This is a genomic window from uncultured Succinatimonas sp. (assembly GCF_905203285.1).
Classification (GTDB): Bacteria; Pseudomonadota; Gammaproteobacteria; order Enterobacterales; family Succinivibrionaceae; genus Succinatimonas.
In genome coordinates this window covers 1-14770 of sequence record NZ_CAJKVK010000050.1, presented here as the reverse complement: position 1 = coordinate 14770, position 14770 = coordinate 1, and the positions used below count along the sequence as shown (strand labels likewise).

Below are 14770 nucleotides of genomic sequence, written 5' to 3'. Positions count from 1 at the left end.
TTTTTAAAGAGCTTTTTGAGCAGAGCGTGCCGCTCAAGTGGTTGCACATTATAGAGATTCTTTTTCTCCTGTCAACAACTTTTTTTGCTTTACGACAGCGGGAATCTTCATTATCTCCGAAAATCCCTGATTTTTATGCGATTTTGCTCACATTAAAATTATTTAAAAATTTTTTATTTTTTTCCGTTCCGCTCTAACTAAGACAAAAATCGTAAAAAACTTTATTGTTCAAAGTTAAATTTAAAAGGAAATACTGTACTCTGACGCAGGTTTTTCCTTACTAAAGGTAGATATTTTAGTACCTATCTGTGCTCTTTTCTTAGTAACCGGAAGCATCTCTTTGTGTTCTATGCGCTCAGACAGCCCGCTTTGCCGTTGTACTTTTCGCGAACATGCCGCAAGCAACACTTCTTCTAAAACAACAAGGCTTACCCATTCTTTAGCTCGCGTTATTGCGGTATAAACGAGTTCTTTAGTCAAAATCGGATTATCTTTAGGACTTATTGCAATTAATATATTCTTGTATTCAGATCCCTGGCTTTTATGTACCGTCATTACAAAACCGCTTTCATAGTGCTTTAAAAAAATCGGACTTACTTTCAAGATCCCGTATTTTTCAGAAGGAATGAAAACTTTAAGCGAACGGTTTTGCTCCATACCGTCATAAGCCACAAAACCTACATCTCCGTTAAATACGTTAAGACCTGCATCATTTTTGGTAATAAGAACGATCTTCCCTGGAAAAAACTCTTTGTTGCCGACATTAAAGTTCTTTTTAATCTCGCTTTCGATAAGTGCGTTTAAATTCTTATCACCTAAAATCGAACTGTGATTTGAACACAAAATTCTAAATTCATCCATGCAGCTTAATACTTCATTTGCCGTTTCATCAGATTCTACGCAAAAATCAATAGAGCTTAAAAAATCAAGATATTTTTTGTAGCTGCACCTTGAACTACTTGAAACAATATCCTTTATGAGTTTGCGCATAAAAGGCGAACCTTTGGATAAATCCCGAGATGTCGTTTTTAAATATGAAATCCCGTTATCTTGATATGAAGACAAAATATCAAGAATAATATGCCTGCCGTTTTTCTGGTATTGACTAGGCGCTGAGTTTACCGCGGAGGCAAAATCTCCGATGCCTTTTACATTCTTAAAACGCCAACTGTGCTTTAACAGTACCGTATAGTCAGAAAGAGATCCTTCTTCTAATAATTTTTCAGCACTATAACCGCTTAATTTACTTAAAAGCTGCAGCGTGGTTTCACTTACGGCATTTTTATCGTTATCACTTAATTTAGCGCAGATATCACCTAAAACAGCGCCGGACTCAACAGAGCACAACTGGTCTTTATCGCCGAGCATAATTAATGTAGCCCCATCTTTTAAAGCTGCAATAATTTTATAAAACAGAGATAAATCCACCATTGAAACTTCATCCACCACGAGGATATCGCAATCAAGCGGATACTGCTCGTTATAACGCGGTATTACTTTATGCACAATCACGTTTAAAAGTGAGTGCACGGTTGAGGCGTTACGCGGAATAGAGTCTAAAAGTTCAGAAAAATCAAAACCGCATTTTTGCGCCAATTCCTTGGCGGCAAAAATAAATGAAGAGCTATCATCAAGATCGGTATTCTGCAACTGCGATCCGATGGATTGCGCCATGCGTGAGGCGGCTTTTCCCGTAGGAGCCGCGAGCATAATTTTAGGTTTTAATCCATATAAAGCACGTAATAACAATAAGATACGTAAAACCGTGGTGGTTTTACCGGTTCCGGGGCCTCCTGAAATCACACAAAAACGCGAAAACACGGGAAGAGCCGCTGCAACCTTTTGCCAATTTATCCCATCATCTATATTATTCTTGCCAAACAATAAGTTAAGAACATTCTGTGCTTTTTGCAGCATGTTTTCGGTTATTTCTTTTTTAGTCTGACCGGAAATAAAAGCGGCTACTTTTCTTTCGTAATTAAAATAACGCCTTAAATACAAGCGGTTAAGACTTATGACTAAAGGAGTGTCATCATCAGCTCCACCTATAGCTGAAATTGACTTTAAAATGTCTAATAAATCGCTAAATTTTTTTGTGGTGAATTCTTTTGCAAACTCTAAAAAAATCCGCTGTTCATCAGTTAATGAAGTTTTTTCGTCAAGTAAAGAAATCCATTGTAAAACAGTATCTTTTATAGATGTCTCGTCAAGTTTTACGCATACGTCGCCGTTGTCCATCTTATGATGAAGCACCATAAGGAAAAAAGCTAAAGTATTACATGATGTTGTCGTAAAGGAATATTCTTTGTTTAAATACTGAACCTCGGCAAGAGCGGTCTTTGAAATAAACTCACAGCCGTAAGCGGCATCAATAAGAGTTATAGCAATATCTTTAATAGACTCTGACATAAATCATCACCCTATTCTTTTTGACCGCTGAAAATAGCATCAAGCCGCTTAATAATTCTAAAAGAAGGTTTAGTGAAAAAAACTCCGCTTGACACTTCGGGCTCAAGCATTAAGCCCGAGGTTTTAAGTCCGCGCAAGTATAAATACAAAACACCGCCGATATCCTTTTCGTATGAATAATCTCTTTTACGTTTTTTTAACATGCGATGCAGCGCTAAAGTGTACAAAAGGTACTGCACGTCGTAACGGTTTCTCTCATCAAAAACTGACTGCGTAACTTTCTTTTCCGCATAATCACGATAAAAATTACCAAGGTGCGTTGACTTATAGTCAATGACATAATATTTTTCCTGACCGTCAAAATCAGTACGCATAACAAGATCCAAAAAGCCGTTAATAAAACCGTTAACTACTTTTTTATCAAGGTAAAGTCCAGAAATCAGCTTATTTATAAATGCATCTTTTGCCGCAATTTCCTGCGCGCTTTCTTTACATAAATCATTTAAAAGCTGCGTATCCATATCAGCGGACGGCAGTAAATAAGCCATTTCAGGAATATATGAGCCTTTGTTTAGCATTGACAACGAAAAATATTTATTCCCTTTCTTTAAAAGAGACGCATGCACTATTTCATACAGCCATAAAGTTAAGGCATTTACCGCAGCATTCTCATCATAAGTCCAGTTTTTTACCGTTCCCTGATTGGCACTTTGATGTACGAACTTAAAGACGTAATCTTTTAAATAATTGTTATCTGAGCATAAAGTAAAGTCACAATTTTCAAGTAAAGAATGCAAAAACACGCCCGGCACCGCACCGCGCGGAAAGGTGAAAGCGTTTAACTGTTTTTGGTTAAATTCTTCTTCAATCTCGGCAATTTCATCTTCATTATTGCCTTCAATTACTGATGGCGCCTTATCATGAAGTCCTGCGACAAGAGCGCTGTAAGAAGAAAAAGAAAAATCACGGCAAATCGCATCCTGAGGCAAAACCGATACCGTAAAATTGCCTTGATGGTTTTTATCGTCAGTGTTTATATATTTTTCAGCATTATCATAAAAACTCTTTTGCCTTTGAGTTAAGCAAAACAATCTTTGCTCATCAGCGTTTTCAATCTTATCAATAAATAAATCAGGACTTCCGTCATCGCTTAACATAGAACGAAGACTGGTTAATTCTTTTGCATTTTTTAAATTAAGATCGGCAACAAATAAGAAGTTGGCATAGCAGGCTCTGGTAAGTGCCACATACAGAAAGCGGCGATCTTCCTGTTTTGCGTCATCATTATGCGCTTTGACATTTTCATCAGAGCACATAAAGTCAAAACAGGTGCGCTTATCTTTTTTGTCATAGTAAGAAACACCGCCGATACTTGACTCAACAGCGCTTTTAGATTTGCCGCCAAGCCATAAAAAGGGCATAAAAACCAAAGGGAACTCCAGACCTTTTGATTTATGAATTGTTAGAATTTTTACCTGATCGTATTCACTATCAAGACGTTTTTGCACATCCTCGCCGTTTAACATATCCCGACCGGTACTGCAAAGATCTTTAAACCATCTAAGCTGTGCTCTTATACCTGAAATCCTGCCGTGAGACTGCTGCATAATTTCAGCTAAATGAAAATAATTAGTAAGACTGCGCTCACCGTTTTCTAAAGACAAAGTATTTTTAAGTCCGTCATGCAGCGGATCTTTAAACCAAGTTAAAAAGGCACTTAAAAAACCTTCTCTCTGCCATCTTTGACGGCAGGTAAATAACAGTCTTACCTCAGCTTCAAAACTTTCATTTAAAAGCTTATTGCAAAAATCATCACCGTTTAAACTTAAAAGATCGGAGCCTAAAAGCCTTCTTACTTTGCGAGAATTGGAAAAATCACACATTGCTTCCATTAAAAAAATGAGAGCGGAAGCTTCCGGTGAAATTCCTTCATCCGAACCTAAAACCGAAGATTGATCGGAAAAATAAACCGATCCGATACCTAATGCGGCAAGTTCCTTTTGCACAAATGCATTTTCATTCTGCGTTCTTACCAACACGGCAATATCGGAAGGAATTATCCGGCGTTTGGTAATGCCTTGTTCCGTTTTTTTATAAATAAATCCATGCTGCAGACACTCTTTAATCCTAAGAGCACAAGCTTTTGCATACAGAGTTTGTGCATCATCCTTATTTTCAATAGAAGCATCGCTTAAAATCTTATCAACATAAATAGCGGCATAATCTGCAGGGGTTTTATCTTCGCTAAAATTCTCTTCAAAAGAGAAAAATGACGAACTCTTATTATGGTTTACGGGGGTGAAATTAATTTCACCGGTTAAAAACGGGCTTTCGTTTTTTTCATTAATTTCCTGTGAAAATAAAGCGTTAACTCCATCTACAAGATTAGGATGCGAGCGATAATTTGTGTTTAAAGTATAAAGTCCCGTGCCTTTTGATAATTTATCAACAAGATTGCGCGCGGCAAGATACGAATTAATATCAGAGCCGCGAAACGCGTAAATTGACTGTTTAGGATCGCCTATCAGATAGCAAAAAGCTTTATCCGTAAAATCTTTATCCAGATAGATTTTTTTAAAAATGGCAAATTGCGTCGGATCGGTATCCTGAAACTCATCAATCATAGCCACCGGATAACGATGGCGCAGTAAAGAAGCAAGACGCCTGCTCTGCTCTCCCTTGCAGTTTAAAGCATAATCAAGACGCTTTAACACATCGTCGTTTGACATCACCCGATCTTTGGCGCACAGCTTGCCGAACTTTTCATCGGCAAGCATCAAGATCACTAATTTAAGCTCGGTGACAAGCAGTGTACGAGAGGTTCGCTTTGCTTTAACTTTATCGCGTAATGCTATAACTGCACTTTCAAAATCTGTAAGAAACTTACAGCTTTCAATGTTTTTATGAGATCTACTGTTAACAAAATAATCATATTGATAACAAGAAAGATCATCAAGAAGCTGTCTGCGGCGATCAGGCTCCTCATAGGCGGCAGCAAGATCATCAAGTAAAGTTTTTGCCGATTTTAAAAGCGCCGGAACCTTTTTAATATCAAGACTTGAATTAATACATGAGTTTTTAGCATCGTAACAAGCCAACAAATACTCTTTATCGTAAGAAGACAAAAAGTCATTTAAAATTTGCCGCTCTTTCTCTTCCGTCTGCTTAAGCTCTGCTTTTAAACAATTAAAATTATCAAGAAGACTTAGATTTTGTTTTAAATACTTAAGCCCCTTTAGAGCAAAACCGTGAAAGCCGTCTTTAGGATCGGTAAGTTTCACCTTCTGCAGAGCATAAAAACCGGATATTAAAGAAATAGGATCAATATTCCTTAACGCATCTAAAATAAAACCTCTATCTTCTTTTGTATAAAAAAGCTCACGCCATAATGAAACCAAAGCTTCATTCATCTGACTTGAAACATCATCGGTAAGCTCGATTTCAAAAGCTTCACCTGCTTCAAAAGCATAAATCTGGTTTAAAGCCCGATTGCAAAAAGAATGGATAGTGCAGATTGCCGCGGTGTCGATGCCGCGCTCGGCTTTATTTAAAATCTGGGAACAATCTTTAGGGCTTATACCTTTTTCCTGCATTTCAATAAGCAAATCGTTAAGCGGCTCATCTTTAGCTCTGTATTTAGGATCTTTTGCAAATTCATCAAATGCCTCTCGAGCCTGTCTAATATTTTCCCGAATTCTTTTTCTTAAATCGGAAGCTGCGGCACGCGTAAAAGTCACAATCAGAATCTGATCCAAATCAAGAGGACCTTGCCTTAAACGTGTTTTTGCATCACCTGAGCCAAGCAAAAGACGCAAAACCAAATAAGTAATGGTAAAAGTCTTACCGGTTCCGGCACTTGCCTCAATCAAGGAAGAATTACTTAAGACAAAATCTTTAATTAAAAGAGCTTTCGTATTTGCTGCCATTTTTCTTCCTTATGTTAATTAACCCTGCTTTCAATATTGTTTTTATAAAAATCATAAAATAAAAACAAAAGCTTATTATTAACTTCATTTTTAACTAAATGCTCAAAAGAGCCGAAGACATAGCTCTCTTCTTGCGTAAAAGAAATATCGGTAAATTTACCCTTTGCTATGACATCAGCTAAATCTTTTTGTTTTAATGCCGAAATAATTAAAGGATACGGATGAATTCGTCCTGCGATAAAGAAAAGCAGCAATCTTGCGGTTAAATCGTAAGCCTCTTTGTAGGTATACCCCTTAAAGGTTAAAACTTGAGCGTTTTTATCTACCAGAAAATATTCAGGCTGTCCTTTTCCTACAAGCGCAGCTTGAGCTGCCTTTAACGCAAACTTTAAAAGCGGCTTTACGCTGTTATTTGAAAAATCATTAAACGGATAAATACCGTATTTGTCCGTATCAATGATACCTTCAAGCATAAGCGTATATGACTTATCGTTAACTTTTACCGTAAATTTCTCACTGCTTACGTTTACATAAGTTTTATCCTTGCTTAATTCACATCCGCGTGAATTCAAAGCCTTTCTTATCTTCAATGCGCTGTCAAAAAGCAGGTGTTCTTCTTTTTGTCCGAAAATGCCGCACGGCAGCTGACCTTTTTCCTTTAAATTTTCAAGAAATTCTTTGCCTTCATTTTCATCTGAATATACGAGAGTTTCAATTAAGCTTCCGCGCTCCAGAGTACCTAAGGAAAAGCTCTCAACTTCACTTAGATCATCGTTTTGATAATCATCAAGTGAAATATCCAAAACATCGTGGAGAAAATAACGACTTGAATTAGACAAAAAAGAAAGAAGATCGGAAAGCAAAACCTTGTCGGAAAACTCACTTCGCGCTACATATTCTTTTTTATCGCCTAAAAATACCCGCTCACGCTTATCGGCTGACGGAATAACCAGCGAACTTTCGTCAAAAGAAGGAATTTTAGGCATTTTTCCGGCTTCATCATGGGTAATGAAATTATCCTCATGATAAGAGTTCATATGCTCAAGACACCAAATCCTTTCTTTTACCGCAGCAGTTCTTATCTTTTTATCAGAGTCTAAACCTTCAAGCGTGAAATTGTCGCAGACGTAATCCATAAGCTCGGTGAGCACCACGCTTGGATTTAATTCTTTTCTATCAATAGGACTTTGTCCTATATATGAAAAATATATGCTTTCACGAGCTGAAATCAGTGCTTCTAAAAACAAAAATCGGTCATCAAGTCCGCGCGATCTGTCACCGCGGCGAAAAAGACCTTTTACCGACATCAGATTAAATCCCGGCGTTCTTTCATCGCGCGGAAAATCCATGTCATTAAGGCCTAAGATAAACACGTGCTTAAACGGTACGGCTCGCATCGGTACTAAAGAACAGAAATTAATACGGTCACGCAAATAAGGATTATATTCACGCTGCATATCAAGAGCACGTGACAACATTACGAGAAAAACCTGTAAAGTAATTTTAGGTTTGTGTTTTAACGAGTTTACGATTTGACTTACCGAATCCACAGTTTCAAATAAAGGATTCAGTTCACTTAAAACATCTTCATCCAAAACAAAAAACTTATTTATTATGTACTCGTTTAAAAGTCTTCCCCACTCGCCAGGTTCAATACTTAGTGTCGGAGTAAAAATATCCCTTAACTTTTTAAGCTCTCTTATAAAATATGCCAAATTACCCAGAAGCTTTGCATCATCGCCTTCAATTTCCGGGTAGCTGTCATAATCTGGGCCTAACATTTCACCTGACACCATACGCTTTAAACCTTCTTCAAAGGTTCCTTCAAGCTTTATCTCCGATTCTTTTTGCGTATCAAAATCGTCAAGTCCCCAAAAAACCGCGTTATCTGCAAACCATCTCACGATTAAACTTACGTCATCAGCATCAATATTAAATTTTGCACCGATGGCAGGTACGCTTAATAAATCGGTTAACAGGACATTGGTAATGCGCTCGGAGCTTATATTTATTAAAGTCAAAACCGCGCCGGCGATAAGGCTTGACTGCGAAACGGTTCTATCTGATATACCATAAGGCAGATAATCATTGGCATCAGGCGAAACTTCCCCAAAAACTGCGCTTATATAAGGGGCATATTCGTTAATTGTCGGAACCATGACCACGATGTCCCGCGGCAGAAGTTTTTCGCCCTTTTCCTTTGCCTCTTTAAATTTAGCCAAAATCGCGTCGCGCAAAACTTCTATCTCCCGACGCTTGGTATGACAGGCATGAACGGAAAATGAGGTATCGTTATCTTTTATTACTACAGGTTCTTCCGGAACGCTTAAAGATAAAAGCTGACGCTGAACGGCACCTAAAAGCGAAGATTCGTCATTTTCAACAAATGCATTAATAAAAAGCGGAACCGGTTCTTTAGATAAAAGCAAAGCTAAATTATCCCGCGCCTGCTTACCAAAAGACAACAGCAAAGGATTACCTTCAATTAAATCGCCGTCATTGTTATACGAGTTTTCACTAAAATTTTTTCCGATCCCTGCAGAACGCTGATTTTCTCCCAAAGGATACTGTTTGTCGGTAACCGCTAAAATCCTTTTTTTATATTCTTTAAAATTAAACTTCCAGCTTGAATCGATATCTCCCCAATATTCGGCACAGGGATTTAATAAAAACAAAAAAACCTGGCTGCGATATGAAAGAGCTTCCAAAAAGGCAATAACCTGCAAAGGCAATGATGACACGCCGAAAATAAATACTCTTTGCGGCAGCCTATCAATCTTTCTATCCGACAATAAGGCCATACGAAGCCGCAGCATTACCTCGGCGCGATCCAAAAGCGCATTTTCCCTTTCTAACCCCGCAAGCGCAGTTCCTTCTTCATTTTGCAGCAGAAAATTACTTCTTAACATGCACCATAATCTTACCTGCCACAAATTGGAAATAAGCACTTCACGAATAGCCCTGCCGCGTCCTTCTGAGTTTTTGCTGCGCGTATTTTCATTTATCCAATCGTTAATCTTGCCGGGCGCGTCATTATCAGCATCAAAAGCTAAAAAATCTTCATAAGTAAAGGTATTAAACGCGGCAATCCAATCAGGCCGATACATCTGATACTGGTCAAAAGTATCGGCTATTTTTGCCGCCAGCTCATAACAGCGCGATCCGTCAGTGTCATCTTTGACATACTCCTGCATCTTTTCAAATCCCTTAATTTCAGGATTTGACCAGATATCACGCATTCCGGCAATATTCCATGCAATATAAGATCTGTCAAAACGGTTTAATTTATCGTCACTGCCGTTTACTTTATTGTGAATATTCCAAATAAGCTGCCAAATTTGCTGAAAATTGCATTGCGCGGCAATTTGATTTTGCTTGGCGATTTCCTGCGTTAAAAAAGAGCGCATGCCCATATTCATTACCACTATTTCCTCATTTAAAAGAGGATCGGCAAGAGGGTAACGCTCCATCAGCTGCGCGCAGATTTTTGCCAGAGTTTCAAGACTGTTTGAATTAATTACATTAAAGTGCGGATTACTCATAATTTTTCCTACTGCTTTTAAAAAATTGTAGCTTAGGAAAAATGTTTATGCCATGAGCTTTTTTACAGATACAAAAAAGCCCGCGTAAATGCGGGCCTTATTAACTAATCTCTATAAGAAATTATTTCTTGTAGCGACGAGCTAAGTTGTCAAGACGCTCGTTAGCACGGGCAGCGTCAGACTTAACAAAAGCAACATCATTAGCAAGCTTGGACTGCTGAGCCTTCAAAGCGTCAACATCGGCAGCAATAGCATCAAGCTTAGCATTCAAAGCATCGCTTGAAGAGCAACCTGCTAAAACGGTAGCGCTTAATACTGCAGCGCCTAAAATTGCCTGATACTTAGTCATGATTTTCTCCAAAAACTGTATCACATTTAAATTAACAACATGTTGTCTGTTGCTTTGCGTATTCTAATACAAAAATTAAATTTTTACTAAAAATAATAATTACTGCAAGATAAAAATGCATATAACTTTAGGTTTAATTACCTAAAAGTCTTATGGCACAACGCATTTAACTCTTTGATAACTTTTCTCAACGCTCGCTTTTTCGTTCGCAATTGGTGCAAAAAATTAAAAATAATTTAAGCATTCGCTTAAAGAAGTGCAGCAAATGCACTCCGGAACCTTAATTTTTTCCGTTTGAATATGATTTCCGACTAAAAACAAACGGGAAATTCCGGCAGTTTTTGCCGCGATTAAATCACCGGCATGATCTCCTACCATCGCAGATTGATTCACATCAATATCAAATTTTGCAATAGCCTCTAAAAACATTCCGGGCTTTGGTTTGCGGCAAGAGCATTCTTTTTTATATTGCAAAACCTGAGCATTAGGGTGATGCGGACAATAATAAATACCGTCAAAGGCGGCATCATGCTTTTGCAGCTCACTTTGCATATAGTCGCTTAACTTCAAGAAATCTTCCTCAGTATAAAAACCGCGGGCAATCCCTGACTGATTGGTAGTAAGAATAAGTAAATAACCTAAACGCCTAAACGCAGACAGCGTCGTAAAGACGCCGTCTAAAAATTCAAAATCACTTATTTTACCGACATAACCATGATCGACGTTAATTACTCCGTCACGATCAAAAAACACGGCTTTTCTCATAACTTAGCGATTTTCTCAAGTTCTTCTGCATTTAAAGCAATATCTTTGGAATCAACGACAACGATTTCATGTTTTAAAACTTCGTTGGCTATTTCCTTTGCTTCATGCAAAGAATGCATTTGACAGGAACCGCATTGATAAATATTAGCCCCGGGAATTTCCGCATCGCTGTCGATTTTTGCAATATCTTCCATGGAGGCTTTAAATGCGTCAGCTACCGCCTGTAAATCCGGAGATCCGATTAAAGACATATAAAATCCGGTTCTGCATCCCATAGGTGAAATATCTATTATTTCAACCGCAGGTCCGTTTAAATGCTCACGCATAAACCCTGCAAAAAAGTGCTCTAAAGTATGCAAACCGGCGCTTGGCAACATCTCATGATTCGGTTTTACAAAACGCAAATCAAATACTTCTATCGTATCGCCTTTTGGAGTGGTAAGTTCCTTTGCTTTACGCACTGAAGGAGCCGGCATTATCGTATGATCAACCTGAAAACTATCTACTAAAGGCATTTTTATTCCTGATTTATCAATAAAGATCGCAGTGCAATAGCTGCTGTTTATAAGAATCAGCTCGCTGCTGTACGCCGCGAGCAGTTTTCAATAACCAATCTTTAGAGCGATAAGATCCGTTTTTAAATCCGGACCAGCCCTCATGATAATTAAGATATTGGTTATAAGCGTCAGACAAGGAAATGCCATTTACGGCTTTTGTCTTTGTCATATACCAAGCGATGAAATCAAGGGCATCGGCAAAATCATCACGATCGGAGAAAAAAGATCCGGCGTCATCAAGATAATCTTCCCAAACAGGATCTTGAGCCTGTGCGTAACCGTAAGCCGAGCTGCCGCGTCCGTACGGAATAAATAAAAACCAGCGCATCGGCGGCTTGGCATCTTCAACAAATCCTGACTCCTGATGCATTATAGCCATTGCCACATGGATCGGAATTCCGTACTTGTCATGAACTTTGTGAGCGGCAGAATACCAGCTGTCTTTTTCCTGAAAAATGGAACAAAGATTATTGGGATTTGACGGAGGGGAAACAGAACAGCCGCTTGAGGCTATTGCCAAAAACGCGGCTGCGACAGATACGGCTATGAAATGTCTTAACATATTTTTTCTTTTAAATGGCGTCTTCGCCTTCTTCGCCGGTACGGATACGAACTACGCGTTCAATATCGGAAACGAAAATCTTGCCGTCACCGATTTTACCGGTATGAGCTCCTTTGATAATCGCTTCAATGCATACATCGACATCTTCGTCTTTAACCACAAGCTCAAGTTTTGCTTTGGGCAAAAAGTCGACAACATACTCAGCGCCGCGATACAGCTCGGTATGACCTTTCTGACGACCAAAACCTTTTACTTCCGAGACCGTCATTCCGGAAATACCGTTAGCGCTTAAGGCTTCACGTACATCGTCTAACTTAAATGGTTTAATGATTGCTACTATCTTTTTCATACTTTCTGCGCCCAGCGCCCTCTATTAGTGTCCTTTAAATCTGCGATTATCGCGGTTTTCTAAAAAAATCAACCGTTTCTTTTGTCGTATATTATAGCAACCCAAATAAAAGCATCTGCTTTATTTTGGGTTACAGTACTTTAATAGTGCAAAAGTTTAACAAAAACAAAATAGTATGCACCAAAAAAACAAGGAAGATTTTTTCTCATCTTCCCTGCTTTCATCTTTTTTACTGCTTACTAGTAATCAATCGAACTCATCTTGGCAAGCTTTTTGCGGTCATGCCATGCCTGGATGTAGCGAATTGTACCGGTACGTCCGCGAACGGTGAGAGACTGAGTTACACCGAAATCTCCCTGATAACGAACACCGTTTAACAATTCGCCTTCGGTAATTCCGGTTGCAGCGAAGAAGCATTGATCAGTGGTAATGATATCACCTACGCCGCGAATAGCGTCAAGATCGATTCCGGACTCAATAATGGCTTTACGCTCCTCTTCAGACTGCGGATCAAGACGAGTTAACAGCTGAGCTCCTGAACCTTTAATGGCACAGCATGACAAAACAGCTTCCGGAGTTCCGCCCGTTCCAACAAGCATATCCACTGAAGAACGAGGATCCGCTGCCAAAATGGCACCGGCGATATCGCCGTCGCGATGAGTTATAACACGAGCTCCGGCCAAGCGGATATCGCGAATCAATTTCTCATGACGCGGTTTTAATAATACGAAAACCTTTAATTCGCTTACAGGCTTACCCTTGGCTTTTGCGACTTTAATTAAGTTATCTTTAATCGGAGCATCAATATCAATTACGTTGGCGGCATCTTTACCTACGGCAAGTTTCTTGCAGTAATAGCTCGGTCCCGGGTTAAACATACAGCCTTTTTGAGCTAAGCCCACAACGGCAAGAGAGTTGTTATAGCCAAATGCCACGGCATTAGTACCGTCAACAGGATCTACGGCGACATCCATTTCAGGACCGTCACCGAAACCGACTTTTTCGCCGTTATACAGCATCGGAGCATGATCTTTTTCACCCTCTCCGATAACTACGTTTCCGCGAATATGTAAACCTTGAAAAGCTATTCTCATAGCTTCTACGGCTGCCTCATCTGCAGCTTCTTTATCACCACGACCGAAAAAACGTCCGGCAGCTAAAGCTGCAGCCTCAGTAACTCTAACTAAATCCAATGCGATATTTTTATCTGCTAAATGCTGTTGCATCTTTATACTCCCCCAAAACTATAGGTTCTAGTTTAGGACTTCGGACAATTTTTGTAATTAAGCACGCATTCATCTTTTGGGACAGATCAAAAAAAATCATTAAAAAACGCGGAGCATACAAGGATAATCTACTGTTATTCATCAAATTTGTGCGCAAAAAAAAAGAGCTCATAGAGCTCCTTTTACATTTCAAAAATTTTTTACTAATCAGCAACGCCGAACCATTTTTCATGAATGGCCTTTAATTCGCCGGAAGCGGCAATTTTCTCAAGCCCCGAATTCAAACGTTCTGCTAAAGCTTTATTGCTCTTGTTGACGGCAATGCCGTAAAACTCAGGATTTGAATATAAAGAATCATCCTTAAGCTCGCCGATTTCGGAGGCTTTTGCCTGCAGCAGATAGTAAAGATTGGTCGGACGATCATTAATTAAAGCTGAGCAGCCACCGTTGCGCAATTCCATAAGAGCATCCGGCTCATTATTCATGGCAATGACGTCTTCAGACAAAGTACGGGCAAACTTATCACCGGTAGTACCGATCTGGGTGCAGATTTTTTGGCCTTTAAGATCTGCTACTTTCTTAAATTTGTCGGCATCGGCCTTACGGATCAAAACCGACTGAATTGACTTGTAGTAACCGTTGGTGAATTCAACACGTTCTTTGCGAACGTCGGTAATAGTCATGCCGGAAATAATGGCATCAATCTGATTGGTAACCAAAGCGGGAATAAGTCCGTCAAACGGCATGGAAACGATTTCTACGGTGTCGCCGTTGGCTTTTGCGATAGCATTGATTAAATCAATATCAAAACCGATGGCTTTACCTTCGCTGTCAACGAATTCAAAAGGAGCAAACGTAGGATGAGAACCGACCTTTAAAGTATCGGCATGAGCGCTTACGCAAAATGCGCTTAAAGCTAATGCACAAACGGCAAAAACTTTCTTCATTTTTAGGATCCCCAAAAAACATTAAGGGGACATTGGCATCTAGTGCCGCCGTCCCCTCTTATAAATAACTTAACTATTTATAAATTATTCGATGACGTTGTCAACAACACCGGCACCAACGGTACGGCCGCCTTCACG

General features: G+C 39.2%; 11 protein-coding genes. 1 reads left to right on the top strand and 10 read right to left on the bottom strand.

The window, feature by feature from the left end; all coding sequences use genetic code 11:
• A partial coding sequence (locus QZ019_RS06340) for a hypothetical protein (protein ID WP_295483333.1) occupies positions 1 to 197 on the top strand: 197 nt, incomplete at its 5' end.
• 43 nt (positions 198 to 240) lie between these two features.
• Here QZ019_RS06340 and recD read toward each other — a convergent pair.
• The 10 genes from recD to QZ019_RS06290 all read right to left on the bottom strand — a co-directional run bounded on the left by recD (position 241) and on the right by QZ019_RS06290 (position 14632).
• Positions 241 to 2409: an exodeoxyribonuclease V subunit alpha gene (gene recD, locus QZ019_RS06335; protein ID WP_295483331.1), complete on the bottom strand. Its 2169-nt coding sequence runs from the start codon at positions 2407 to 2409 to the stop codon at positions 241 to 243.
• A gap of 11 nt (positions 2410 to 2420) precedes the next feature.
• Positions 2421 to 6335 (bottom strand): exodeoxyribonuclease V subunit beta, encoded by a 3915-nt coding sequence (gene recB, locus QZ019_RS06330; RefSeq protein ID WP_295483329.1) that lies wholly within the window; start codon positions 6333 to 6335, stop codon positions 2421 to 2423.
• A 14-nt stretch (positions 6336 to 6349) separates the two neighbouring features.
• The gene (recC, locus tag QZ019_RS06325) at positions 6350 to 9877 is read right to left on the bottom strand and encodes an exodeoxyribonuclease V subunit gamma (RefSeq protein WP_295483327.1); all 3528 of its coding nucleotides are present in this window, start codon (positions 9875 to 9877) and stop codon (positions 6350 to 6352) included.
• Between the two features lie 121 nt (positions 9878 to 9998).
• The gene (locus QZ019_RS06320; RefSeq protein ID WP_040909377.1) at positions 9999 to 10226 is read right to left on the bottom strand and encodes an LPP leucine zipper domain-containing protein; all 228 of its coding nucleotides are present in this window, start codon (positions 10224 to 10226) and stop codon (positions 9999 to 10001) included.
• Between the two features lie 225 nt (positions 10227 to 10451).
• On the bottom strand, positions 10452 to 10991 hold the full coding sequence (gene gmhB / locus QZ019_RS06315) for a D-glycero-beta-D-manno-heptose 1,7-bisphosphate 7-phosphatase (protein ID WP_295483324.1): 540 nt from the start codon (positions 10989 to 10991) through the stop codon (positions 10452 to 10454).
• Positions 10988 to 11506 carry an S-ribosylhomocysteine lyase gene (gene luxS, locus QZ019_RS06310; RefSeq protein ID WP_294568168.1) on the bottom strand — a complete coding sequence of 173 codons (519 nt, stop codon included), beginning with the start codon at positions 11504 to 11506 and terminating at the stop codon, positions 10988 to 10990. Before luxS ends, gmhB begins: the two co-directional genes overlap by 4 nt.
• A gap of 16 nt (positions 11507 to 11522) precedes the next feature.
• On the bottom strand, positions 11523 to 12110 hold the full coding sequence (locus QZ019_RS06305) for a hypothetical protein (RefSeq protein WP_294568166.1): 588 nt from the start codon (positions 12108 to 12110) through the stop codon (positions 11523 to 11525).
• 10 nt (positions 12111 to 12120) lie between these two features.
• On the bottom strand, positions 12121 to 12459 hold the full coding sequence (locus QZ019_RS06300) for a P-II family nitrogen regulator (RefSeq protein WP_009143703.1): 339 nt from the start codon (positions 12457 to 12459) through the stop codon (positions 12121 to 12123).
• A gap of 239 nt (positions 12460 to 12698) precedes the next feature.
• Positions 12699 to 13685 carry a class II fructose-bisphosphatase gene (gene glpX / locus QZ019_RS06295; RefSeq protein WP_295483321.1) on the bottom strand — a complete coding sequence of 329 codons (987 nt, stop codon included), beginning with the start codon at positions 13683 to 13685 and terminating at the stop codon, positions 12699 to 12701.
• 203 nt (positions 13686 to 13888) lie between these two features.
• Complete coding sequence (locus QZ019_RS06290; RefSeq protein WP_295483318.1) at positions 13889 to 14632, bottom strand: basic amino acid ABC transporter substrate-binding protein; 744 nt, start codon at positions 14630 to 14632, stop codon at positions 13889 to 13891.
• Between the last annotated feature and the right edge of the window lie 138 nt (positions 14633 to 14770).